Here is a 24,718-nt window from a genome sequence, read left to right on the forward strand (position 1 = left end):
CAATTTATTTTCACTCAGATCATTAGCTGATTTGAGGATTACTGATATAAAGCAAGGGATAAGTAAACATCTGTGAATAGTGGATTTTAAAATTCATCACAATTCTCTGTTTAGAAATGATTAAACACCACTAACACAATTGTATTGGCAGGAGAAAGGGGCGATTATATTTGATAATTTATTATATACGGGTCAAAGCCATTGATGGCAGCAGAAATATTACCATTATGACTTCATTCCATACATTCTTTTAATTCACTTAATAATGTACTAGCATCAATTTTTAAGTTCTTAAAGAAATAGTTGTCCATATCATGATGATGCCATAATGAATTAATGATTTCATGAGGATCGGTGACCACGTAGTTATGGCCTTGGATTGCCTCGCAATGAAGACAAACATTGGCCATATAATGCTCATTGAGTGTTTTACTGTACTTCATTTTAACAGTTGGTACATTTAAGCTAAGCAGACGATCAATACTGGAAATATCTCCGACTCCAATCCCATGTAATACGAAAAAAAATGGATCTAATTCAGAGAGCTCGTAATACAAATAATACGAATAGACCGGCGTTTCTTGCTGACATTTCCAACACTTTTTTTGCCATTGATAAATATTGATACCATATTTACGAATGAATTCATAAACTAATTCGGGGATCTTTAACGTTGATTTACAAACTGGATAATGGGAACAACCTGCAAATACCCCATATTTACCGTCTCGTATCACATAATGCCCTTCACAGGTTTTACATTGGATAAATTTATTCATATTTATTATTCTAGTTATCTATAACCTACCATTAAATTGCCTTATTTATGGCTATTTTGCAATAGTAGTGAGTATAAATAATATTTCCCCTAGAAAAGTAAGTATATTGGAATAAGCTAATCAACTCTAACCTATTATTTTTAGGGGGGATTACCACACCAGTTTTAGTTGACCATTAAAGTTTGATCTGACCTGCCTCGTTTAAAGAGATACAGGTGTGAGTTGCACAAATAAATTATTTTACAAAAATTTCTTTTTTCAAAAAAGCTAATTTTCTTTTCACACCAATTTTAGGATTTATTTCTAACGCCTCTTCATATACAGCAATAGCTTTCGAATACTCACTTAAAAGTTCATAGGCCAATCCTTGTACTTTTAATGCTAAAGCCTTCCATGATTGATTACTATCAGCCCCAATTTTTCTTGCTTTAATAATAGCATCAAGGATTTTTCTTGTTTTTTCCAACGGTAAATTAGACTCTTTGAGCATTTCCTCGGCTGTGAAAATGATTACATCATATCTATCTGACTTTAGGCGAGCCTCTTGAAACTCTTTTATATCAAGAAATATCCCTTGAATATTATAACGAAATTTTCCTATATCATTAAAATTGACGATCAGATATTTTTTCTCTTCATCAAACTCATAACTATCAGCCCAGCTAACTGGAGATATTGAAAATAATTGTTTGTTATTTTGAACATCAAATAAAAATAATTTATTACCATCTTCATTATCACTATTAGCTGTTTGGCATACAGCTAAATTTCCTGTTGAAGATAAAGAACTGTTAATAATATTAGCAGAAAAATTTTTATTGAATATAGCATTTCCATGATTATCAAAAACATAAAAACTACCTGATAGCTCATTATTGAAATGCCAATCTTCTATACTGAAATAACCATTATTTACGACAACCCCATGATTAGGCCGTTCCAATTGCTTATCGATGGTGATCAAACAATCAGTAAATGAGTTATAAAGAAGGAAACTACCGTTTCCTCTTTCACGGCATCCTGATCCTCGCCAAAAAAATAGACAAATGTCACCTCTATGATATAAATAAAAATCATAGGAGAACATATCATGGTCAAAAAATTCAGTACTGAGTTCAAACAACAATCAGTTGATTATGCCTTATCGAATGCTCATCTTTCGCTAGCCGATATTGCAAATCACCTTGGCATTGGTCAATCAACCCTTGATAGATGGGTAAGGCAAATCAATCCAGGTAAAACCAGTAAACGCGAGTTAACGGCTGAGCAGCAAAAAATTATCGCTCTAGAAAAAGAAAATAAAGAACTGAAAATGGCGAATGAAATCCTAAAAAAGGCGCATGTGTACTTCATCAACCATCCAAGTCGGTGAAGTACAAGTATATGAAACTGTATTTATCGTCGTATCCGGTACGTTTAACCTGTTGCCTATTAAACGTCAGCGTGCCCGGTTATTACGCTTGGTTAAAACGCACACCGAAATCACAGCCGCTGATTGATAACGTCAAGGCACTCTATTGGCGGCATAAAGCGCGTTTGGGTGCACCAAGCTTAGTACACGATATCCGAGATGAGGGCTATGATGTCTCAGAAAGAACAGTAAGTCGAGTATTACAAAAATTAGGCTTACGAAGTAAAGTCGCCCGTAAATTTAACTATCTAGCAGCGCCAAGCCTATCTCATGATGTAGCGCCAAATACATTAGATAGACAGTTTAATCCTGATAAACCGAATCGTGTTTGGGTGACCGATATCACGTATATCAAAACCGGTGAAGGCTGGCTATACCTTTGTGTGATTATTGATTTATTCGGGCGAAAAGTGATTGGACGACAAACGAGCTCGCGGATTGATAGGCACTTAGTCTGTAACACACTCAAAAATGCCTTATTCCGTCGTCAGTTTCCAAAGGGTGTATTACTTCACAGCGACCGAGGAAGCCAATATTGCAGTGCTGATTTTAAGCGATTATTGTTACAGTATGGACTTAGTCAAAGTATGAGTCGAGCAGGCAATTGTTGGGATAATGCGGTAGCTGAAAGTTTTTTTCATACATTAAAAACGCACATTATTCATGGTTGTGATTACAAAACTCGGGAGGATGCGAATAAAGCCCTATTTGAATATATTGAAATCTATTATAATCGTGTTCGTCGTCATTCAACTAATGGTTGGATATCGCCTCAGCAATATGAAAATCAGTATTATCTAAATAACACATTTATAGAGGCGAGCACTGTCTAATATTTTGGCGAGGATCAAGCTTCTAATTTTGAATTTTAGGCGCAATTTGGGTAATAGTATCCCATTCTTGAAATTGATGAGAGGCTAAAGTCCGAAAAGTTTTGGCTGAACATAACTACCTGACGCAATTGAAAATAATCGTAGATATTGCCAAAACACAATAAAAAAATTGCGCCTGTTTTACTGATTTAAATTGACACATTTTCTTTTCTCATAGTCTTGTTTGCTGATGTGAACTTTCAGCACGATTGTTTTCATATTGTTGGGTAACATGTGGAGTTTTAGAAAGTATAGTTTTAATGAGTATAATATAGTTTTTAAGCTTATCGATGATTGTCTCGGTGATAGATCTGCTTTATGCTTTTCCTCACCTTTTAAATAAACCGTTGCGCTGCTTTTCTATCTCTTTTTTCTTGAACTAATACATCAATCGTTTGACCATTTTGGTCAACAGCATGCCATAGATAAACAAACTTGCCATTGATATTACAAAAAAATCTCATCAAGATAAACATCATTACCATAATACTTCGCTTTTTGATGTTTTTAGAATAAAGCGCACCAAACTTCACACACCAATAACAAATAGATTCATAAGCAACCAAGATACTTTTCCCATCATAATAAGTTCAATATCACGGTAGGGGAAAAAGATAATATAGCTATACACAATAACTAATAATGGAGGACTGATAGCGCTGATATTGATATATTTTGTTGGTTTTCATCACTATAATAATATAAAACATCGGTTAACTTTATGCTATTAATTCGAAAATCCTAAAAAGATAGAATTATCTGAGATATTGTTTTTTACTCTGTATCTGTTATTATTTCACAGCGTTATAAATTTAGTACACTTTCTAGTACACCTAATTATATAGCGTAAATAATATTTATTAATAACAGCAGGTTATATATAAAATTCGAGTCTCGTTTCCCGCTCCATTTTCATCCTTAAAGTCAATATTTTCTTTAAGATTCAATTGGTTAGACTATAAAATCAAATATAAAAAAGTCGCTTCATTTTTTGTTTTATTTTCTTTATCTCTCTGTTTTTATTCATTTTATTTTTCATCAATGCTGTTTTTGCTATTCCAGCCTTATTAATTTAGTACACTTTTTTGTACATTTGAGTTTGGGTAGTACATCGGTTGTTTGGGTATGAATGCCTTTGCGCGCTTGCTTCTTCGCCTGTGTGTGACTATAGTGGTGTTTCGTTGGGTGTGCTGATTGCGTTGGTGAATGTTGATGGCATTGAAGGATTTTGAGGTACGTTTTGCTAAACCTGCCGATAGACCTTATTCGATGGCAGATGGGCTGGGTTTGTCGTTGTATGTGGCTTGTAATGGTCGCAAAAGTTGGCATTTTCGGTTTTCTTGGCAAGGTAGACAATGCCGGATTTCTTTGGGGGTGTTTCCTGCGGTAGGGCTTTCTGAGGCGAGAATTTTGTGTCGAGAGGCTCATGCGTTGCTTGGTAAAGGGATTGATCCGCGTACTTTTCGGCGGCAGTCACGTTCACCTACGTTTGGCTGCATGCTTTTTCGGGTGTTTGCACGGTCTTGGTTGGCGTTTAAATTGCAACGTTTGGAGATGGTGGCTTCCCGTGAGTTTAAGCATGGGGGGCGTGCCTCGACGGTTATTCAGATTGAGCGTGCCTTTGAGCAGGATATTTTGCCGTTGTTGGGTGATAAGCCATTGGTGAGTATTACGCGGGCAGATGTGTTAGCGGTGCAGCGTGGTATTGAGAAACGAGGTGCTTTTGCTGCGGCAAAGAAGGTTCGAACTTGGCTGAAGGAGTTGTTTGCTTATGCGGTGGTTTTGGGTGAGGTGCCGTTGAACCCTGCCCTTTATTTAGGTGAGTTGGCGTTTCCTAGTGAGGGTGGGCGGGGAATGAATCCTTGTTTGTCGCTTAAGGAGTTGCCTGAGTTGTTGGTTGGTTTAGGGAGTTATCAAGGAACACGGTGGAATGTCTACACATTTTCATACAACTAAATTAAGGGGGAGCTGTTTATTAAATGCAACAGGCGTCATATATCCCAATGACGAATGTAGTCGTTTATAATTATACCAATACGCATAAGCAGAGAAACGCTGTTGTAGCTCCCTAGTATTGCTAAACGTTGTATTTTTTACAAACTCAGTTTTAATTGTCTTAAATGTTGCTTCTGACACGGCATTATCGTAAGGACATCCCTTATTGCTTAGTGAACGGGTGATCCCAAACAGGTCAAAACATCCATCAAGCAATTGATTATCAAATTCTTTTCCTCTATCGGAATGAAATAACGCAATTGACGATAAAGGCGCTTTAATTTGGCTTAATGCTGACATAACAAGCTCTGCTGTTTTATGTTGTCCAACACGATAGCCTGCGATTTTTCGTGCTGAAAGATCAAGTAATACGCAAAGGTAATTCCATTTTTTACCGACCTTTATATAAGTCAAATCAGCAACAATCACGGTGGCTTTCATTCCTACTGTAAAATTTCGTTGCAATACATTATTTATAGTAACGGAATTAACGTTTTTGTTATTGTTTTTGTAACATTTTTGGGTGTATTTTGACTTTAGCGATAATGATTTCATCACTTTTGCAACATAACGACGAGAGACGCTTATCCCTTCAGTTAACAGTGCTTGCCGTATTCTTCTTGTTCCGTAAGACTGATAACTACCATTAAAAATCGTTAAGATCTGTTGGGCGTATTTTAATCTTCTTTGATACGCATTTTTTTTGCACTGATAATAAAAATAATGCCTTGATATACCTAAGCATCTACATAACCACTGCAACGAGTAGCGATGTCGGCAAGCTTGGATCACTGCGATTTTCGTCCCATTATCAGTGCGGCTTGCTTTAGGATATCGTTTTCCATACGAAGCTGCTTAAGCTCTTTGCGTAGAGCAATTAATTCCTGCTCCTCTAGGCTACGATTATCTTTTGTTTTGAATGAACCACTTTGCGTGGCTTGAGCAATCCAACGATCTAATGCTGATGGTGTGAGATCATATTCGGCTATTAGCTCACTACGTGACTTACCATGCTGATATAAATTAACCATCTGTTGTTTAAAATCATCATTAAATGTTCGTCTAGGTCGTTTGACTGTATTCATATTTATTTCCTCTTTTAGTGATAAGTTTACCTTACCCCCTAAAAAAACTGTATGAATTAGTGTAGCCTATCCAGATTAACTTCTTGAATTCGATAAGGAGCTGAATGATTAACAGCTGCATTAGCCGTAACAATACCTGATAACAACATAAAGACACTAAAAGATAATACAAACTCATTGATAATAAGTATATTTTCCTATGCTATTTTTTTGAGATCGCTCACTCTTCTGATGAGACAAATTGCGAACATCATAAGGTATAACTCGATTATGAGATATTATAGAGGGTGATAATTCATATTACTCTAATTTATAGCGAGAGACTTGAGAATTGATTTAACACTTATTTACTAAATAAAATAAAAAACGGCTAAAAGTACAAGTTTTTTTATTACATATTGTTATAATGAATCAATCTTAACGATGATTAGCGTTTGTAAACTTAGGTTTTTAGCTATTTGAAAAGAATTAAACACTACTATTAATATATAAAATATAGAGAATAATTGATTATGATCGAATTACTCCAAGTTATTGGTTTTGGTTTATTAATGTTTATTCCATTAACAAATCCATTAACTACGGTCGCATTATTGTTGGGTCTATCGGGTGATATGACCAATGACGAAAGAAATCGTCAATCAAACTTAACTTGTATCTATGTTTTTATCATCATGGTCATATCTTTCTATTGTGGTCAAGTTGTGATGAAAACATTTGGGATATCCATTCCTGGATTAAGAATTGCGGGTGGAATGATTGTCGCTTTTATTGGTTTCAGAATGCTATTTCCACAACAACCTGTTCACAAAACACCTGAAGCCGATGCTAAGAAAAAAGAGCCGTCAAATAATATCGCTTTTGTTCCACTTGCGATGCCAAGTACTGCGGGGCCGGGAACTATTGCAATGATAATTAGTATGGCTTCTACCGTGCAAACCGGCGGCTATGATGTTACGCCTTGGGTTATTTATACGGCCTCAATTTTAGTGCCATTACTACTGTGTCTTATTTTATGGGCTTGTATGCGCAGTGCGGGAACAATCATGCGCTTAATTGGTAAGAGTGGGATTGAAGCAGCATCGAGAATAATGGGCTTTTTATTAGTCTGCATGGGGACCCAGTTTGTTATCAACGGTATTTTAGAGTTGATTCACCTATACCCAACGATTTAATGACTAGACTAATTATGAAAGCCCTTGTTTATTTTATAGTGTTGGAATGTTTTTTATCATTTCAACTTTCATCAAATAATCATAGAGTGGTGATATTTGTTTAAAGCCTTTATATAAGATGGTCGCTAAATTTTTATCAAAAATATCCTCAATTTGAGGATTGCTAACCATCACAGCAAAGCTTTTGCGATTATACCAAGTTAAAATATCATCAGGTAAATCTTTCGTTAAAGAACGTTTATAACTGTCACCAACTAATTCAAATGGTTTTTTTACGCATCGGATCATCTTTTGAAACTTTTCAGGATCTTGTTTTATCTCATCGCGAAATATATCCATCGTTGATTTTGGTGCACAATAATAGCCTAAACCATAACGATACATATCTGGAGCAATTTCAAAAAAATAGGCTGGAGCTTCCTTCCAATCACGACTCGGCCTTTTGAAGGTTAACCAAAGCCGACTACGATAGAGGGATTTATCATGAGAAAACCGCGTATCCCGGTTGATTCTCGATAGCGTTTTACCAATAGCGGGTTTCGTTTCTAACCACTGATCTATTTTTAACATATCGGGAGAAAGTTGTTCAACTAATGCTCGAAATGGTTTAACAAGCTGCTCATCATATACCGTACGATTTTCGTGAAACCACTCTCGACTATTTTTAACCTTTACATTTTGTAAAAAATTTAGTCCCGCTTGAGAAAAACCGGTAAATTCCGCCATCGTTTATCTCCTATAATGCCTTATTTGCCAAAAAAATTGCTCTAACTTTTTTTAGATCTTCGGGTGTATCAACCCCAATCGCTGGAACTTCTTTCGCTTTTTCAACATGAATTTTTTCACCATACCAAAGTACACGTAATTGTTCTAGCATCTCGATTTGTTCTAATTGTGATGGCTGCCAATTAATGTAACGACGAATAAATCCGGCTCGATAGGCATAAATACCAATATGGCGTAAATAAAAGTCGCCAATTAAATCTTTAGATTTAGCAAAACGATCTCGTTCCCATGGAATAGTCGCTCGAGAAAAATAGAGAGCATAACCATTTTTATCCATCACGACTTTAACCGCACCAGGATTAAAAGCTTCTTCTACCGAGTCGATAGGTACCGCCAAGGTCGCCATTCCTGTATTAAACTGTACTAAATTATTCGCCACTTGATCAATAATTGTTGGTGGAATTAAGGGTTCATCACCCTGAACATTAACAATCACTTCGTCATCACTAAAGCCACATTTTTCAATAGCTTCGGCTAATCGCTCAGTACCAGAGTTGTGTTTTTCACTCGTTAAAACAACTTGACCATTATAAGATGAGACAACATCAAAAACTTGTTGATTATCGGTAGCAACAATCACACGTGTTGCGCCTGATTTTTTTGCTTGTTCCATAACGCGAATAACCATTGGTTTACCGACTATATCGGCTAATGGCTTACCCGGTAATCGAGTTGAAGCATAGCGAGCAGGAATAACAACGGTATAACTCATAGAGTAACCTCTGATTCAGTCGAATTTAATGATTTAGCCTCATCTTCAATTAGTACAGGAATACCATCAATAATAGAAAACACTAGCTTATCAGCAACACAAGTCAATGTTTGTTCTTGTTGATTATAATTCATTACGGCAAAACATTTTGGGCAAGCAAGTGTAGAGAGTAATTTTTCTTTCATAACATAGGTACCTTTTCTTAATCAATTCTATTTATTAAGTTTTATTAATAAATTATCTAGAAATAATTCGGTTAATTTAGCATCAATAGGTAAATACCACCAATTTTTCTGCGCAAAGGCAGAACATTTTACCGCATCTTTTTCAGTCATTAGTAATACTTGCTGAGGATCAGCTAACGCTAACAACTGCTCTTGTGAATAATCCTGATGATCCATAAATGCCGTTGTTTTGATGAGCTCAACATTGTTTTTTTCAAGCATCGTAAAAAATCGACTCGGATCACCGATTCCGGCCATTGCGGAAACGGCTTTGAGTTCATTAACGGGTCTACACTCTTGAGTTAGTAGATTAATAGCTTGATGAGGCTCTAGTGTCATAGTATAAGCATCTTGATAATGTTGTTCCGACGGTCCATTAATAACAACAAAATCAACTGATTTTAAACGAGACGAAGTTTCCCTCATTGGGCCCGCAGGCAAATACCAACCATTACCAAATCCCCGCTTTCCATCAACCACAACAATTTCAATATCACGTTTTAATGCGTAATGTTGTAAACCATCATCCGTAATAATAATATCGATAGGATAATTTTTTAAAAGTAATTGTACAGCGTCACTACGTTTAGGTGATACAGCAAAAGGAACATGTGTTCGTTGATAAACTAAAACAGGTTCATCACCAACAATGCTTGCTGATGTTTGCTCCGAAACAATGAGTGGATAATGATCGCTTTTTCCGCCATAGCCTTTTGAAACAACTCCAACTTGATACCCCTTAGCCGTTAAATGCTCAACAAGATAAATGACTAATGGCGTTTTACCATTACCACCAACAGATAAGTTACCAACAATCACAACCGGAACAGGAGCTTGCCAAGATTTGAAAATACCCCATTGATAAAATTTTTTACGACAAAACACTAATAAACCGTAAAGAAATGATAATGGCACAAATAACCAATATAGCTTATTTTGTCCAGACCACATTTTAGCAAGCATCGAGTACCATTCCTATGTTATCTATTCACTAAACTGAAGTTGGTGTAACTGAGCATAAGCACCATTTTGTCCAATTAACTCTTTATGAGTTCCTTTTTCAACAATACGTCCATCACTCACAACTAAAATTTCATCTGCATTTTCAATTGTAGATAATCGATGGGCAATGACGAGTGACGTTCTGTCTTTTTGTAGTTCATTTAAAGCTAATTGAATCGCTTTTTCTGATTCAGTATCTAAAGCAGAAGTCGCTTCATCTAAAATAAGAATCGGATTGTCTCGTAGTAATGCTCGAGCAATCGCAACGCGTTGACGTTGTCCACCTGACAGCAATACACCATTTTCACCAACGACAGTATCTAACCCTTGATCTAAATCACGAATAAAATCCATCGCATAAGCATGAGTTGCGGCTTGCTCAATCTGTTCTTGAGTATACTGTCCTGCTCTTGCATAAGTGATATTATTAGCAATCGTATCGTGGAAAAGATGCACATTTTGCGATACTAAACCGATTTGATTTCTTAATGAGGCTAACGTATATTCTTTAATGTTTACACCATCAATAAATATTTCACCTTGTTCAATATCATAAAAACGGGTTAATAGACTTGCAATCGTTGATTTACCAGATCCTGACCGTCCAACTAAAGCAATACTTTTACCTGCAGGCACTTTAAAACTGACATTAACAAGTGCAGGAGTTTCTCGAGTTGGGTAAGTAAATGTGACATTTCTAAATTCAATTTCACCGGCTGCATTTTCTAATACGAGTTTACCTTCGTCTTTCTCTAATGGTGAATTGAATAGATGGAAAATAGTTTGGCAAGCAGCCATTCCGCGTTGAAATTGTGCATTTACATTTGTCAGCTCTTTTAGTGGTTTCATCAACGCAATCATCGCAGAAAATACCACGGTAAATTGACCAGGTGTAAGATCGACCACATCATGGAAACTGGCCATAATCAGAATAAAAGATAACGCAATTGAAGCAATTAATTGAATAAATGGTGTTGATAATGCTGAAATAGAGACCATTTTCATCGCTTGTCGACGAATGTGGTTACTGGCCTTGGCGAAGCCTTTGATTTCTGTCTCTTGTGCACCAAAAATCAAAACTTCTTTATGCCCTTTCAACATCTGTTCTGCACTACCGGTCACCATTCCCATGCTGTTTTGAATATTTTTACTGAGTTTTCTAAACCGTTTAGAGATAATAGAAATCAAGATCCCCACAATCGGCCCAATAATTAGCAAAACTAAAGAGAGCTGCCAACTATTATAAAACATGACACCAATCAACCCAATTAGATAGATCGATTCACGAACCACTACAATCAAACTTTCTGCTGAAGATGCAGCCACTTGCTCAGAGTCATAAGTGATACGCGACAGTAATCGTCCTGTCGAATTTTTATCAAAAAAACTAACTGGTGAATAAACAAAATGTGCAAATAAACTCTGCCGAATCCCCATCACGATTTTGCCCGATATCCAAGCGAGCAAATAGGCTGAAACATAGTTGGAGACGCCTCGAATAAAAAATAGCACTAAAACAATAAACGCTAAATTAAATAAAAATGATCTATCATTACTACTAAATCCATCATCTAATAGTGGTTGGATTAATGATAAAAGATAGGTATCTGAAGCCCCATTAATCACTAAACAAACAACAACAATCGCTAAATAGGCTTTAAATGGTGCGATTCTCGGCCATAATCGTTTAAATGTATCCCAAGTTGATAAATCTTTATCTAAAATTTGTTCATTCACAATATAATCTCTATCGACAATCTTAATTAAAATTATGGCTATTTTACCTGTAATTAGGCAAAGCACCAAACCAATCATGATACCAACGTGGTTTTATTTCTTCTCGCATAGTCTCAAGTAGCCATTTTTTATCATAAAATGATACTGAAATTTGTCCTGATATACTGGTTAGACGATACGACAGATTAAGATCTTGATAGCGAGATAATGCTTTATTGGATGGTAGTTTCCATGGGTTATAACGAGCGACTGAAGCCAATGAAAGTTCTGGATTTACTTTTGCTAAGAAAGGATAATAAGATGATGTATTACTACCATGATGAGGAGTTTGTAGTATGGTAGAAGATAATATTTTATTTTTATCCAATACCAATAATTCCTCCTGTTTTCTCTCTAAATCCCCTGTTAATAAAATAGAATATCTATTATCACTAATACGAATGACACATGATCGTGCATTCATTGCTGATTGATCCACATCGTCTAGGACTTTGTTTGGCCATAACACAGCTAACTGTAATCCTTGCCAACTAAGCTGATTACCACTAGTACAGATATAATTGTTTGAGAGTCGGTTAGAAGAACTCATTAACCAGGCATTTGGAAAGTATTGTTTTAAAATTGCTAAGCCACCAATATGATCATTATGTTCATGACTGATAATAATGCCTTCTACAGTAAGATTATGCCACTGTAAAAATGGTAAAATAATCAGTTCAGCAGCACTACTATTTTGCCACATTGCTCCAGTATCATACACTATAGCTGATTTACCTTTTGTTATTACTACAGCTAAACCATGACCAACATCGAGCATATCTACTCGCCAATTATATGATTGTCGTTTAATCATCGGAGAAAGTGCAATCAATATCACGACAATCAACGATAACAGGTAACTACGCCACAACATTGTTTGCCAAATAATCACCATTAACCAACCAATCCCACTTAGCAAATAAAAACCATCTGCAATAGCAAACCAATAACCAGATAGTTGTGTTAAAAGGATAAATAGTCCTGATATAGATTTTTCGGCAATCATTCCAAACCAAATCGCTAAGTAAAAAAAGTCAAAAAAACTCATTAGCAACATTAGTAAAACTGCTGGAAACGTAATAAATGAGATAGTCGGAATGGCAATTAAATTAGCCATAATGGATGTACCGCTGATACCATTAAATATCAGGAATTGAATTGGTAGTAGCAATAAAGTTAATAAGCATTGTAATTTTACCAGTTGCCATAAATAGGTTTGTTGCGGATACTTACTACTCTTGGAAGGAAACCAATGTGTAATAAAAATTAAACATATAACGGCATAACAGGATAACCAGAAACTTTCTGCTAATATCATAAAAGGATCGATAAAAAGTAATATAGCAATAATACGGTTAATAATTTGCCATGAACTTAAGAATATTTTTTTTAATGATAAAATCTGCCATAAGGATAACGCCAGTAAAGCTCTTATTACGGGTGGATTAAACCCAGATAACCATCCATAACATATTGCAAGTATCAAACTAAAGGAGAGTGGCAGCCAATAATAGATAAAGCGAATAGGTAAAAAAATTGCAATCCCCTCATCACTTTTTTACCAAGATAAGCGACAAGCATAATATGCATACCTGAAATTGCCATTAAATGGGCAATTCCTGTCTGTAACATCACATTTTTATGTTGCGATGTTAATCGAAAGCGTTCACCAAATGCTAACGCGAGCATCATATCCCCATAATCAAATAAATTAATATAAGGTAATGCTTTATCAACTAACTGCTGACGAAAATTTTTTGTGTTCTTAAGTTGGGATGCTTCGACTACTGTCCCTAATAATATTTTGCGGTTAGCCATAGCAAAACGTTGAGAGTCAAAGCTACCTTGATTCAGATAACTGTGTACCGCTTTTGTTTTAACTTTAACTTGCCATAATTCCCCAGCAGAAGGAAAAGGTGCATTTTTCCAAAATAGAGCAATTGTTAGTGAGCTATTGATAAATTGATCGTTGATCCGCTGAATTCTAAAATCAATATAATGTCCCTGTGGCGCATCAATACTTGTTAGTGGCAAAAGATTAATCGTCTTCACCACTACCTCCATAGTTAAATTCTGATCAATATATTGTTCGACCGTCTGTAGATAACTTACTGCATGCTGTGTAGACCATAGAAAGCTGGCCACGAGAACACCCAATATAATCCAGAACGTTTTTCTAAAAAAAATACTTATACCAACAATCATTGTCAGTATTAATAATAAAAGGTAACTACTATATATGGATGGTAACTTTGTTAAAAAAAGTAATGGTAAACAGCCTAATGAGAAACAGAGTAAACCGAGATCGTAAGCGACTTTATACTGCACAATTGACCTACTTATACTATCAGTATATTAGCTAATTCAATAATTACTGAGACATTAACAGATTAAATCAATTGAAGGATAAATCCGTAATAGATATGCTGAGATGCTCACAAATAATAAGGTGGGTTTGCAGCTATATGATAAATACATTAACACTAACTAAACTTTTCGTTAAAATATTGATGTAACATATCAATATAGTATAAAAATGGTGAATCCCGAGTGAAAAGGATCCACCAATATGATTAATGATAATGACGCAATTTAGAGAGGTCTATTAATATCAACTCCTCTAATATCATGAAATTTAGTTCGCTCAATAGATTGAATAGAAGCGATAACATCTCGTCCTTCGCGCATACCATCAATTAATTTTCGCGCTTGTTTACTATCGCCAATTTGTTGGAATATATAATTATTTTTATTGGCATTTTTACTAAAATCATCAATAAATCTCGTTACGGGTGTTAACCCTAAACAGACAAAACCATAATCAAAATCAATCTCTTCTTGTTCACCTTTTTTACTAACAACAAAGGCGTCTTCTTTAACTTCCTGTAAGGTTGTGTTGAGCATAACATGCACTTTTTTATCTTCAATCATTTTCATCATAGATAAACGGCCAATAATATCTAAATCTTTAGCCAATGCAGATTGCATCTCAACTATCGTCACACTCTTGGCATTTTGCTCAGCAAAATACTCTACAACATCTAGCCCAACGGCACCGCCACCAATAACCGCAATCTTCTTATTTGCAATATCGGTAAAGTGTGCAAAATTATCCATCAAATCAAAGATAGAGAAGACTTTTCGATCCGGCTTAGCCAACTCATCATGTAAACCTTTAATCGGAGGTAATATAGCTTTTGCCCCTGTTGCCGCGATAACTAAATCGGGTTTATGAGACTCAACCATTTCAGGCGTCGCTCTTGTATTAAGATGAACAGTAACATTTTGTAATTTATTCACACGATTAATTAAAAACTTAGGTAGATCAGCAATTCGACGTTTATAAGGAAAACGCGAAATAATTGCCGATAGACCACCTAAAAATGGCTTTTCTTCATATAATGTGACATTACATCCCACTTCTGCAGCGCTTGCAGCAGCCTCTAAGCCGGCGGTGCCGCCACCAATTACAACGACATTTAAAGGCTTAGCCACTTGATAGCGTTTATAATCTTCATAGCTAATAATATCGGGATTTACGGTACAACGAATAGGCTTAGATTTAGCAATACGGTGATCAGCACAGCCGATATTACAAGAAATACATCTTCTTAATGTATCGATCTCGTTATTTTTAACTTTTTCAACCCAATACGGTTCGGCAATTAATCCTCGCCCCATAACAATAAAATCAGCATGGCCATCTTGTAACGTTTTAGCAATAATATTTGGATCACGAAAATTACCCGATGCAATGGTTGGTTTATTAAATTTATCTTTCACCGCTTTTGCCATATAAGATCGCCATCCGTCAGGTTGGCTCATTTGATCTATTTGCCAAAATAATGTGTCATTTTGAGCCGCAGATACATCGAAAATATCCACTTCATCATTGAGATATTCAAGAATTTCTAAAGTATCTTCAAGGGTATTTCCACCCTTAATAAAATCGTCGGCACTAAATCTAAGCATAATCAAAAAGTGAGGTCCCACATTTTTACGGATCTCATCGATGACCATTCGGACAATTCGAGCTCTATTTTCTACGCTACCACCAAATTCATCAGTACGTTGGTTGAACAGTGGCGATAGAAATTGACTGAGTAGATATGAATGACCTGCATGAATTTCAACAGCATCAAACCCAGAGCGTTGAACCCTTGAAGCTGCAATACCATATTGTTTTACAACATACAAAATTTCATCAACAGACATCGGTCTTGGGGCATTACCACCGGTTTTAGATGGAATGTTTGAAGCTGATATTGGCTGGAGACCATTTAACCGACCAAAATAGGCTGAAGCACCTGCATGATTGATCTGTACTGCAACCATCGCACCATGTTTATGCATTCTTTCTGTAAAACGATAGAATCCTGGAATATATTGATCATTATCGATTCTTAGCTGAGTCGTTCCATTGGTACCGTATGGATAATCAATACAGACATTTTCTAAGATAATAAGACCTGTACCCCCTTTTGCTCTCTGCTCATAATATTGCAAATGGTCATCGACAAACTCACCACTTAACGTGGCAAAATTAGTACCAATTGGTGGCATAACAATACGATTTTTAATAGTTGTACGTTTAATGGTGATAGGTTGAAAAATTGCAGAAAAATCGCTCATATGACTTAACTCCCTCATATCATGCTACAAGTTGTACTTGTATGTAGTTTCTAATTTAAGATATTCGATTAAGCTCATTATACACAATTTAATTAATAAAAAAATCATTTATATTTTAATAAATTAATAAAATTAAACTATGAATAAAAAATCAATAATCAATAATCAATAATCAATAATCAATATACTTATATATAAAAATCAATTAATTGAAATAATTTACCCATAAATAAAATAATAAATTAATTATAAAAAAACGAAATTAAATAAATAATAAATAAAAAAACAAAAATATAATTCATTGATAAAAAAAGATATTTAAACATAATTCAATAATATTTCTATTGAAACTAGATTATTAATTCATAATATAAATTATTTTATAAAATTTTAGTTTTAGAAAAAGATGTATCTATATGAAATAATGAAAGATAAAACAGATGGTGTAATAAGTTCTCAAATAGAGAAATAATGATCAATGGTTTAATTTTTATATAAAAGTTGCCCAAAGCATTTCTGGGCAACTTTACTATTTAATAAATAGACTCACAAACTAAAGTAATAACTTAATTAATACCTGATAAGTGACTATTTACCCTTTCGCTGATTAATCGCGAACTGACGACGTCCACCAGGTCTTGGTGCTAAATCACCTAACATGATTTCGTAACCACCATCAACAACTAACTCAGTACCATTTGAGTAATCGGAACGTTTACTTGCAAGATATAGCACAGCATTAGCAATATCAATCGTCTCACCAATACGGCGACTAGCGATCATTCGTGTTCGTCCTGCTTCAACTTCTTTATCTTCATAGAATTTCTTAGATAATGGTGTTTTAACAAAACATGGGCATATTGCATTACTGCGAATACCAAATTGTCCCCATTCAGCAGCAATTTGTTTTGATAACATTGAGATAGCCGCTTTGGTCGAACTATACGCACCACTATAAGTTTCAGGCGTATGCGATGCAACTGTTGATATATGAACAATACGTCCTGATTTTTGTTCAATCATCAATCGACCAAAACGTTGTGACATTAAAAAATAACCAGTCATATTTACATTAATTGTTAAGTTCCATTCATCAAGAGGTAAATCTTCTAACGGACAAAAACGCAATATAGCTGCAGTATTGACGAGAACATCACAACGTCCAAACTCTTTTTTTACAATTGCGACAGCTTCATCAACACTTTTCTCATCAGTCGTATTACAAGCCAAACCGAGTGCCTTAATACCAAATTCATCTCTTAATTGAGCTGCATATTCCTGACATTTAGTCGCATCAAGATCGATAAGTACAAGATTTGCCTTTTGTTTAGCAAACTCTCTACAAATCTCTGCTCCCATTCCCCCCATTGCGCCAGTAATAACACAGACATCATTTTCTAAACCTAACCAATTATTGTGCATATAAAAACTCCTAATTATCTCATTAGATTGAATATCTTATTTACCATTACGTAAAGCTTTTATGCAATACGTTCAAGATATGCCTTAACTCTTTAACATCAAGCTGACCTGGTGCAGATGCATTCTTTGCGGCACCAAATGTTAAATCAGAACCAAACGTCTCACCAGCAACTCGGCTAATAGCGCCTTTACCCGCCATTGACATGGTAATTAATGGTTTTTTCGTATGTTTCTCTTTCATTTCAGCTGTTGCTGATAATAACGTTAATACATCGTCAATTGAGCGAGGCATAACTGCAATTTTAGGAATATCAGCACCGAGATCTTGCATCTTACATAAACGTTGAATAATGTCGCTTTTACTCGGTGTTTTATCAAAATCATGATTTGACGCGATAACCAACACACTATTTTGATGAGCTAATGCAACAATTTCTTTAACAAATTTATCGCCAATAAACACTTCAACATCAACAAAATCAATTAATTTACTGATAATCATCTGTTTATTTAGATTCAGATAAAATTCAGTACTAGCAGGATAAACTCCCCCTTCATTAGCTGTACGGAAAGTGAAAAGGATTGGTTTATGACCAATAATGTCATTGATACATTGTGCTGCTTGCTTTACTTTTTCAATATCATCAACATGTTTAAAATGATCTACTCGCCACTCTAATACATCAAAATCAATATTTTTTAAAAACTGAACTTCATCAACTAACTCTTGTTCTGTCTTTCCAACAATTGGCACAATAATTTTAGGTGCACCAACACCAATTTCTAAACCTTTTACTGTAATTTTTGTCATTTAATCACCAATATTTAATTTATTAGAAAACCATACTGCAAAGATACGATTGAAATCGGTCATAATCTGTCATTAACAATACACTTATTTATATCGTATCACTGCTACTAAATAGTATTTTTAATCATAACAAATTAATTATTAAATCCCATTTTTTCTTTTACATAATCGATTGGAGCCTCTTGCCCTGTCCAAATTTTAATTTGAGCATGCCCTTGCCATAGCATCATGCCAATACCATTTAAGGTTTTACAACCTTGGCTTTCTGCGATTTCTAACAATTTGGTTTTGCGTGGACTATAGATACAATCAGTAACAACCAAATCTTTTCTTAACATTGTTGAATCTGTGATTAAGCTTTGACCTTCAAGTGGTTTCATCCCTACGCCTGTTGCATTACAAAGTACAGCACTTTCAGCAATCTCTTTACGTAGCTGAACTTTATCATCTAAATCGTAAACAGTTGCTTTACATGCTGTTTTTTCGTTAATGCGCTTAGCAATTTCAACAATTTTGGCATAACATTCATCTTTCTGATTGAAAATAGCAATCTCTTTCACACCATCAAGAGCAGCCTGAACAGCAATAGCACTAGCTGCACCACCCGCACCTAATAACGTCATTTTCTTACCGATCACATCAACACCAGCCTCTTTAAGAGAACGCATATATCCCATACCATCAGTGTTGTAACCAGTTAAGACACCATCATCATTTGAAATCGTATTACAAGCACCAATTAGTTCAACCGCGGGAGTTAATTTATCAATATACTGACAAACTAATTGTTTATTCGGCATAGAGACAGCACTACCACGTAAACCTAATGCGCGAAGACCTTTAACAGCATCAGCTAATTTATCTTGTGTCACCTCAAAAGCTAAATACACATAGGGAACATCAAGTTTAGAATAGAGAATATTTTGCATTTTTGGCGATAAGCTATGTCGAATCGGATAAGCCATTAGGCCAATCAATAAAAAATGTCCATCAATATTTTCTCTCATATACAACTCCTGTATTTCGTTATTTTAAGATTCAGAAATTCTTTTTAATAATGCTTTAGTATCTTCTAAATACATTTTTGCGCGTTCAATTGGTGAATGACGTAGAGCAAATTCATCATTACAACACTCAATCGAAATAGGCATATCCGGCAATGCTTTAAGTAGTGAAACTAAATCTATTCCACCACGACCTGGTGATAATCGATAATTACGAGCTTGATACAATAATCCTTCTGTATCTTTTGGTTTTTCTTTAGTACCATCACATAATTGCATATATCGCCAACAATCTTTCGGTACTTTTTTCAGATCATCTAAAGTATTATTACCACGATCAAAATGTAACGGATCGATAATCATCCCTTGATTATTTTGATTAGCCGCTTTTAGTAATTCTACGCCAGAATTAACGGTTGGTATATCCGTCCATGGCATAGGTTCAATATTAATTGCAATTCCTAATGGTGCTGCAATTTCACATAAACGAGCAAAATTATCAGCTAAACGATGAGGTTCAGGATCATTACCAGCCAAAAGAACCTGGCTAACACCTAGACGTGCACCAGTTTCAAGAACTGGTAAAAAATTAATAACTCGAGTATCAGGTTTTAAACGAAAGATCTCAATATCTAAGACTTTAATGCCAGTCTCTTTTAATCTTCTTTCGACTTCTCTGATTAAGGGTGTATCACCTACAGTTGCATAAACTGGTTCAGTTGGTGTAGCTGGAATTAAACGTAATCCCACATGCGTATATCCTGCTTCGGCAGCGACAATAACTTGATTGGCCGGTGATACATCTAATACTGTCAGTGCAGCAAGGCCAATTGGACGTTCCGTTGACATAATTTATCCCCTCGAATTAATCATTATAAAAATTACTGTTAATAATTTAAACCATAAAAATAATTTTATCTATAGATAATGCAAATTTAATTCATTTTTTTTATTATTTAAATTTAAAAAACCATTTTTAGATTAAATTAAAACAAATAAAATAACTAAAATCAAATAGTTAAATTAAATAAAAAAATATTTTCAATAATGATAATATAATCACACTTTCAAAAATATCTCTCTAATTCTATTTATTTGTCTGATAATATCTGTTATACATAGCAACATTAATGATGAAATTGCCTAATTAATTTTCAAATATTTTATTTTTATATAAAAATCAATTAATTAAAAAAAACAAAGATTTTAATTCAAAAATAAATAGAAAATACTAATCAATCTTTCTAAATTAAAACAAATTTATTATTAATTTTTGAATTTTCTAAAAGGACTCGACATGAAAAACAAATATATTCCAACGTCAATCTGTTTGTATATAAACTATTTTGTTCATGGAATGGGGGCGATTATTTTAGCCCAAAATATGAATTATCTAACCGCGCAATTAAATACGGATACGGCAGGAGTTGCTTATGTTATTTCTGGACTTGGTATTGGTCGATTAATCGTATTATTTGTAATGGGCACATTATCTGATAAGTTTGGTCGTAAGCCTTTCGTGTTTTTAGGTGGATTATTCTATATTGGCTTCTTACTTGGTATATTAGTTAGTCCTAACTTAGAAGTTGCATTTATCTTTGCTATTCTTGGCGGTATTGCAAACTCAACTCTAGATGCAGGAACTTATCCGGCTTTAATGGAATCTTTCCCTAAAGCTACTGGAACCGCATCTATTTTAACTAAAGCTGCGATTGCGGGAGGACAGTTTGTATTACCCATCGTAATGACTATCATTATCGCAACTAACTCTTATTATGGCTGGTCATTCTTTTTCTGTATTGCAATATTAGTAATAAATGCTCTGATTGTTTTAAAAATGCCATTCCCAAATCATAAAAAACCGATTCAAGAAGAAGTTATTGAAGCAGCTGAAGATGAAGACTCAACACCATTACCTAAGTTAAAGAAAAAAGCTAACTTTTGGATCGAGGGAATCTGCTTTATTGTTATTGGTTATACCTCTACAGCAACATTTTACTTAGTCTCAATTTGGTTACCTAAATTTTCATCAGCAGTCGCCCATATGAGTGAAGCCGCCGCCGCACAAACAATCAGCTATTATGCAATAGGAACCCTTGCTAGCGTGGCGTTAACATCTATTTTAGTTAAAAGTTTAATTCGTCCAGTATATATTGTATTTGTATACCCACTATTATCAGCAATTATGCTCTTTATACTCTATTTATTCCCATCACCAACATTATGTGTAATTGGTGGATTCATTTTAGGATTTACTGCCGCTGGTGGTGTTTTACAACTAGCTCTGACAACAATGGCAGAATTTTATCCTGAAGGTAAGGGTCGAGTGCTTGGTATATTCTTCACCTCTTCTAGTCTTGCTACATTCTCAATCCCTGTATTTACTGGCATTATTTCAAAAACTAACATTGCTAATATCATTTTATTCGATGCGTTAATTGCAAGTTTCGGCGCAATACTTGCTTTAGTCATCATCGCTCGTTACCGTCAATTATTTGAGATACCAAGTAAAAAATGTAAACAAGCTTAACATCAACATCGGCGCAGAAATGCGCCATTTTTATATCCACTAGTACTTCATGCCAATATCGAATAAAATCAGTAAATCAAATCAATAACCCTCTAAATAAATTGGGCTTTTAGGCTAATAATATTTTAAGATTCTCAATGCTATTTTAAAATAACAACACGATAATCACCCACATTACCAATTAACGTAACATAATAGCCCTATATTCATAACAGACTAGGAATACAGCTTCTTGATAATTTATTTTATTCCTGGATGTTATTATTTGAACACAAGATAATAGAAAATAGGATGAAAGAATAGAGGTGGGTATGAGCATAGGATAACAGACAATATGCCTGATATCCCATAACTTAAGCGATTATCAGTTAAATCTAATTATCGATTAGATCTTACTAATATCAATCACTTTTCTAAATCGAGTATAAACAATTAATCCCAATACTACGCTTGATAAAGCCATAATTAAATCAATTAAAATCGCATAACTGACATTAATAATTGCAAGTTTAGGGACAACTAGAGGAATAACGATAAAAGATAAACCACTCAAAGTATACATCGTCCCAACAGCAAATCCTTTTTTATCTGGAAATAGCTGTTGCATTACGACTAATGTTAATTGAAGAACACCACCGGCAGCAGTTAAACCCATTCCAATCGCAACAAAAAGACTCATTTGCGGAGTGAGATTAAAAAGGAATAGCAATAATATTAAGGCCGATAAAAGTGGTAATAGAATAATACAATAAATTGGCTTTAAAATTTTCTTAACGACATAAGCCGTAAAAAATACCGAGATAATTGAGGCTGTACTATAATAACTAATCAGCTGCTTTGATTCAATGGTATCCATACCAATACCCTTCTCAGCAATCGCTGGCAACCACTGTAAAATAATTACAAAAGTTGCCGTTGTTGTAAAACCCATTAAAATTAAACAGAGACCTTCAAATCCAATCTTCGGTTTACTAATAAAATAGTCACCACTACCGACATTACCACAAATTTTGGTATTTTTTGATGGGAAAACACGAGGAGCTAACAATAATCCGTTAATTAATAAATAAATAGAGAACCCAATTAGCGCATAGCCATACCAGATAGTATGATTATAAAAATAGGCAACAATAAAAGGTAAAATAAGTGTTCCCATAGAAATAAATGATTTAATCAAAACACTCGCTGTACCAGCTGAACACGGAAAACATTCAGTTAACGCAGGCATCGATCCCGTATCTAAAAATGAGTTTCCGGCCCCAATAAACATGGCTAGAATAAACGCGACATGTAAATTGTGACAAAATAGAATACCAATAAAAAAGATAATGTAACAACACATCCCAATATAAATAAACGGCTTTCTTCCAAATTTATCAGACAAAATACCGCCTATAAACATCAAAAGTATTTTACCAACGCCAATACCTGATGCCACATACCCAATCCCTACCAAATCAGTGCCAAGTTGAACAGATAAATCTATTGAAAACTGCATAATTACAATCAAAGCAATACTTTGAATAATATAATTTGCATAAATAGATCCCGCAATAGCATAAGAACTACTGTTTTTAGCCATTATAAATCCCCCATTACAAGTTTAAATTTTAAAAATCATTGCTGTAATGTTACCGCTTATAAAGTATTTATAAAAGTAAAAAGGTATGGCTCCCCCCCCCTTTTTAGATTAAAAAACAACCAACAAAACATCTTTTTATAGAAAAAGCAGACAAGATCACATTTTTCTATAAAAATTATTTATCAATTTAATGATAAAAACAAAATACGACTATCAAGTTATCAACAAAATTATACTAATTTTATTTATCAAAATGATCGAAAGGAATAATACATTGGGGCCTAAAATAACAGGTAATGACGAAAGTATCATTTACCTGCTATATATTTATTTTGGGCTGATAGGAAAAACATTGTCATAATTAGAAACAAAGTATTAATCAATATTTAAGGCATCTAACATTTGATTAAGTATTTTCATCTCTTCACAGTCAACATTAACAACGTGGCTAGCAGAGTCCATATAAAGATGATGTCGATCAGATAATACCTTTTCCATTTCATCAACAATAGATAATCCTGTTAATGATGGACGCTGTGCAACATTGGGATCAAGCATTAATCTTGACGCTAAAACTTTAGCTGGAGCTGAAAGGAAAAATACAATACCCATTTTTTGCATAAATTGTCTATTTTTATCTGCAAGCACCATTCCACCACCAGTCGCAATAACACAACGAGGTTTAGTCACTTCTTGAAGAACTTGACTTTCTCTCATCCTAAAACCGTCCCAACCCTCTTTTTCGACTATTTCAGCAACAGTACGTTTGGTTGATTCAAGTAAATACACATCAGTATCGATGAAAGAGTAATTTAATTTTTCAGCAAGTCGTCGTCCCATTGTTGTTTTACCTGCCGCTCTAGCGCCAACTAGATAAATAGTTTTATTCATGGTTGATTCTCAAAAAATTAACAAATATA

At 34.6% G+C, this 24,718-nt stretch carries 23 protein-coding genes; 4 read left to right on the forward strand and 19 right to left on the reverse strand.

Annotated features, from left to right (window positions below):
* Positions 1-233 precede the first annotated feature (233 nt).
* Positions 234-779 (reverse strand): topoisomerase DNA-binding C4 zinc finger domain-containing protein, encoded by a 546-nt coding sequence (locus RHO11_05300; GenBank protein WVD62535.1) that lies wholly within the window; start codon positions 777-779, stop codon positions 234-236.
* Between the two features lie 235 nt (positions 780-1,014).
* Positions 1,015-1,866, reverse strand: a complete 852-nt coding sequence (locus tag RHO11_05305) for a tetratricopeptide repeat protein (protein ID WVD62536.1) — start codon at positions 1,864-1,866, stop codon at positions 1,015-1,017.
* Between the two features lie 3 nt (positions 1,867-1,869).
* On the opposite strand from RHO11_05305, the gene RHO11_05310 reads away from it, so the two are divergent.
* A protein-coding gene (locus RHO11_05310; GenBank protein ID WVD62537.1) for an IS3 family transposase occupies positions 1,870-3,023 on the forward strand; the annotation gives its coding sequence in 2 pieces (ribosomal slippage) (positions 1,870-2,116 and positions 2,116-3,023; 1,155 coding nt in all).
* A gap of 374 nt (positions 3,024-3,397) precedes the next feature.
* Here RHO11_05310 and RHO11_05315 read toward each other — a convergent pair.
* Positions 3,398-3,628, reverse strand: coding sequence for a DDE-type integrase/transposase/recombinase (locus RHO11_05315; GenBank protein WVD62538.1), 231 nt, complete (start codon positions 3,626-3,628; stop codon positions 3,398-3,400).
* 646 nt (positions 3,629-4,274) lie between these two features.
* On the opposite strand from RHO11_05315, the gene RHO11_05320 reads away from it, so the two are divergent.
* Positions 4,275-5,018, forward strand: a complete 744-nt coding sequence (locus RHO11_05320) for an integrase arm-type DNA-binding domain-containing protein (protein ID WVD62539.1) — start codon at positions 4,275-4,277, stop codon at positions 5,016-5,018.
* On the opposite strand, the gene RHO11_05325 is transcribed toward RHO11_05320, so the two are convergent.
* Positions 5,007-5,849: an IS3 family transposase gene (locus tag RHO11_05325; GenBank protein WVD62540.1), complete on the reverse strand. Its 843-nt coding sequence runs from the start codon at positions 5,847-5,849 to the stop codon at positions 5,007-5,009. The genes RHO11_05320 and RHO11_05325 overlap by 12 nt on opposite strands.
* Positions 5,846-6,142 (reverse strand): transposase, encoded by a 297-nt coding sequence (locus tag RHO11_05330; protein WVD62541.1) that lies wholly within the window; start codon positions 6,140-6,142, stop codon positions 5,846-5,848. Before RHO11_05330 ends, RHO11_05325 begins: the two co-directional genes overlap by 4 nt.
* 512 nt (positions 6,143-6,654) lie before the next feature.
* Between RHO11_05330 and RHO11_05335 the strand changes: the two genes are divergently transcribed.
* On the forward strand, positions 6,655-7,317 hold the full coding sequence (locus tag RHO11_05335; GenBank protein ID WVD62542.1) for a MarC family NAAT transporter: 663 nt from the start codon (positions 6,655-6,657) through the stop codon (positions 7,315-7,317).
* A gap of 33 nt (positions 7,318-7,350) precedes the next feature.
* Here RHO11_05335 and RHO11_05340 read toward each other — a convergent pair whose 3' ends face one another.
* From RHO11_05340 to RHO11_05395, 12 genes are all read right to left on the reverse strand, one after another.
* On the reverse strand, positions 7,351-8,043 hold the full coding sequence (locus tag RHO11_05340; protein ID WVD62543.1) for a DUF2461 domain-containing protein: 693 nt from the start codon (positions 8,041-8,043) through the stop codon (positions 7,351-7,353).
* Positions 8,044-8,053: 10 nt separating this feature from the next.
* Positions 8,054-8,815: a 3-deoxy-manno-octulosonate cytidylyltransferase gene (kdsB, locus tag RHO11_05345; protein WVD62544.1), complete on the reverse strand. Its 762-nt coding sequence runs from the start codon at positions 8,813-8,815 to the stop codon at positions 8,054-8,056.
* On the reverse strand, positions 8,812-9,000 hold the full coding sequence (locus tag RHO11_05350; protein ID WVD62545.1) for a Trm112 family protein: 189 nt from the start codon (positions 8,998-9,000) through the stop codon (positions 8,812-8,814). Before RHO11_05350 ends, kdsB begins: the two co-directional genes overlap by 4 nt.
* A 27-nt stretch (positions 9,001-9,027) precedes the next feature.
* Positions 9,028-10,002: a tetraacyldisaccharide 4'-kinase gene (gene lpxK / locus RHO11_05355; GenBank protein ID WVD62546.1), complete on the reverse strand. Its 975-nt coding sequence runs from the start codon at positions 10,000-10,002 to the stop codon at positions 9,028-9,030.
* Positions 10,003-10,023: 21 nt separating this feature from the next.
* The gene (gene msbA / locus RHO11_05360; protein WVD62547.1) at positions 10,024-11,778 is read right to left on the reverse strand and encodes a lipid A ABC transporter ATP-binding protein/permease MsbA; all 1,755 of its coding nucleotides are present in this window, start codon (positions 11,776-11,778) and stop codon (positions 10,024-10,026) included.
* A gap of 43 nt (positions 11,779-11,821) precedes the next feature.
* Positions 11,822-13,303, reverse strand: a complete 1,482-nt coding sequence (locus tag RHO11_05365; protein WVD62548.1) for a DNA internalization-related competence protein ComEC/Rec2 — start codon at positions 13,301-13,303, stop codon at positions 11,822-11,824.
* Positions 13,300-14,145 carry a ComEC/Rec2 family competence protein gene (locus tag RHO11_05370; GenBank protein WVD62549.1) on the reverse strand — a complete coding sequence of 282 codons (846 nt, stop codon included), beginning with the start codon at positions 14,143-14,145 and terminating at the stop codon, positions 13,300-13,302. Before RHO11_05370 ends, RHO11_05365 begins: the two co-directional genes overlap by 4 nt.
* Positions 14,146-14,409: 264 nt before the next feature.
* Positions 14,410-16,449: an NAD(P)/FAD-dependent oxidoreductase gene (locus RHO11_05375; protein WVD62550.1), complete on the reverse strand. Its 2,040-nt coding sequence runs from the start codon at positions 16,447-16,449 to the stop codon at positions 14,410-14,412.
* A 588-nt stretch (positions 16,450-17,037) separates the two neighbouring features.
* Positions 17,038-17,871, reverse strand: a complete 834-nt coding sequence (locus tag RHO11_05380) for an SDR family oxidoreductase (protein ID WVD62551.1) — start codon at positions 17,869-17,871, stop codon at positions 17,038-17,040.
* 46 nt (positions 17,872-17,917) lie between these two features.
* The gene (gene aroD, locus RHO11_05385) at positions 17,918-18,682 is read right to left on the reverse strand and encodes a type I 3-dehydroquinate dehydratase (GenBank protein WVD62552.1); all 765 of its coding nucleotides are present in this window, start codon (positions 18,680-18,682) and stop codon (positions 17,918-17,920) included.
* A gap of 134 nt (positions 18,683-18,816) precedes the next feature.
* Positions 18,817-19,689 (reverse strand): shikimate dehydrogenase, encoded by an 873-nt coding sequence (locus tag RHO11_05390; protein WVD62553.1) that lies wholly within the window; start codon positions 19,687-19,689, stop codon positions 18,817-18,819.
* A 24-nt stretch (positions 19,690-19,713) separates the two neighbouring features.
* Entirely contained in the window at positions 19,714-20,535 is an 822-nt protein-coding gene (locus RHO11_05395; GenBank protein ID WVD62554.1) for a sugar phosphate isomerase/epimerase, read from the reverse strand.
* 448 nt (positions 20,536-20,983) lie between these two features.
* On the opposite strand from RHO11_05395, the gene RHO11_05400 reads away from it, so the two are divergent.
* Complete coding sequence (locus tag RHO11_05400; protein ID WVD62555.1) at positions 20,984-22,216, forward strand: MFS transporter; 1,233 nt, start codon at positions 20,984-20,986, stop codon at positions 22,214-22,216.
* A 385-nt stretch (positions 22,217-22,601) separates the two neighbouring features.
* On the opposite strand, the gene RHO11_05405 is transcribed toward RHO11_05400, so the two are convergent.
* On the reverse strand, positions 22,602-23,798 hold the full coding sequence (locus tag RHO11_05405) for an MFS transporter (protein WVD62556.1): 1,197 nt from the start codon (positions 23,796-23,798) through the stop codon (positions 22,602-22,604).
* A gap of 375 nt (positions 23,799-24,173) precedes the next feature.
* Positions 24,174-24,689 (reverse strand): shikimate kinase AroL, encoded by a 516-nt coding sequence (gene aroL / locus RHO11_05410; protein WVD62557.1) that lies wholly within the window; start codon positions 24,687-24,689, stop codon positions 24,174-24,176.
* Between the last annotated feature and the right edge of the window lie 29 nt (positions 24,690-24,718).

This window comes from Orbaceae bacterium BiB (assembly GCA_036251205.1).
GTDB classification, from domain to species: Bacteria; Pseudomonadota; Gammaproteobacteria; order Enterobacterales; family Orbaceae; genus Orbus; species Orbus mooreae.

Excerpts from the sequence above, each read along its gene's own strand:
- RHO11_05300 (WVD62535.1), bottom strand. The coding sequence starts at position 779 with ATGAATAAATTTATCCAATGTAAAACCTGTGAAGGGCATTATGTGATA.
- RHO11_05305 (WVD62536.1), bottom strand. The coding sequence starts at position 1,866 with ATGTTCTCCTATGATTTTTATTTATATCATAGAGGTGACATTTGTCTA.
- RHO11_05320 (WVD62539.1), top strand. The coding sequence starts at position 4,275 with ATGGCATTGAAGGATTTTGAGGTACGTTTTGCTAAACCTGCCGATAGA.
- RHO11_05330 (WVD62541.1), bottom strand. The coding sequence starts at position 6,142 with ATGAATACAGTCAAACGACCTAGACGAACATTTAATGATGATTTTAAA.
- RHO11_05335 (WVD62542.1), top strand. The coding sequence starts at position 6,655 with ATGATCGAATTACTCCAAGTTATTGGTTTTGGTTTATTAATGTTTATT.
- RHO11_05340 (WVD62543.1), bottom strand. The coding sequence starts at position 8,043 with ATGGCGGAATTTACCGGTTTTTCTCAAGCGGGACTAAATTTTTTACAA.
- kdsB (WVD62544.1), bottom strand. The coding sequence starts at position 8,815 with ATGAGTTATACCGTTGTTATTCCTGCTCGCTATGCTTCAACTCGATTA.
- RHO11_05350 (WVD62545.1), bottom strand. The coding sequence starts at position 9,000 with ATGAAAGAAAAATTACTCTCTACACTTGCTTGCCCAAAATGTTTTGCC.
- lpxK (WVD62546.1), bottom strand. The coding sequence starts at position 10,002 with ATGCTTGCTAAAATGTGGTCTGGACAAAATAAGCTATATTGGTTATTT.
- RHO11_05375 (WVD62550.1), bottom strand. The coding sequence starts at position 16,449 with ATGAGCGATTTTTCTGCAATTTTTCAACCTATCACCATTAAACGTACA.
- RHO11_05380 (WVD62551.1), bottom strand. The coding sequence starts at position 17,871 with ATGCACAATAATTGGTTAGGTTTAGAAAATGATGTCTGTGTTATTACT.
- aroD (WVD62552.1), bottom strand. The coding sequence starts at position 18,682 with ATGACAAAAATTACAGTAAAAGGTTTAGAAATTGGTGTTGGTGCACCT.
- RHO11_05390 (WVD62553.1), bottom strand. The coding sequence starts at position 19,689 with ATGAGAGAAAATATTGATGGACATTTTTTATTGATTGGCCTAATGGCT.
- RHO11_05395 (WVD62554.1), bottom strand. The coding sequence starts at position 20,535 with ATGTCAACGGAACGTCCAATTGGCCTTGCTGCACTGACAGTATTAGAT.
- RHO11_05400 (WVD62555.1), top strand. The coding sequence starts at position 20,984 with ATGAAAAACAAATATATTCCAACGTCAATCTGTTTGTATATAAACTAT.
- RHO11_05405 (WVD62556.1), bottom strand. The coding sequence starts at position 23,798 with ATGGCTAAAAACAGTAGTTCTTATGCTATTGCGGGATCTATTTATGCA.
- aroL (WVD62557.1), bottom strand. The coding sequence starts at position 24,689 with ATGAATAAAACTATTTATCTAGTTGGCGCTAGAGCGGCAGGTAAAACA.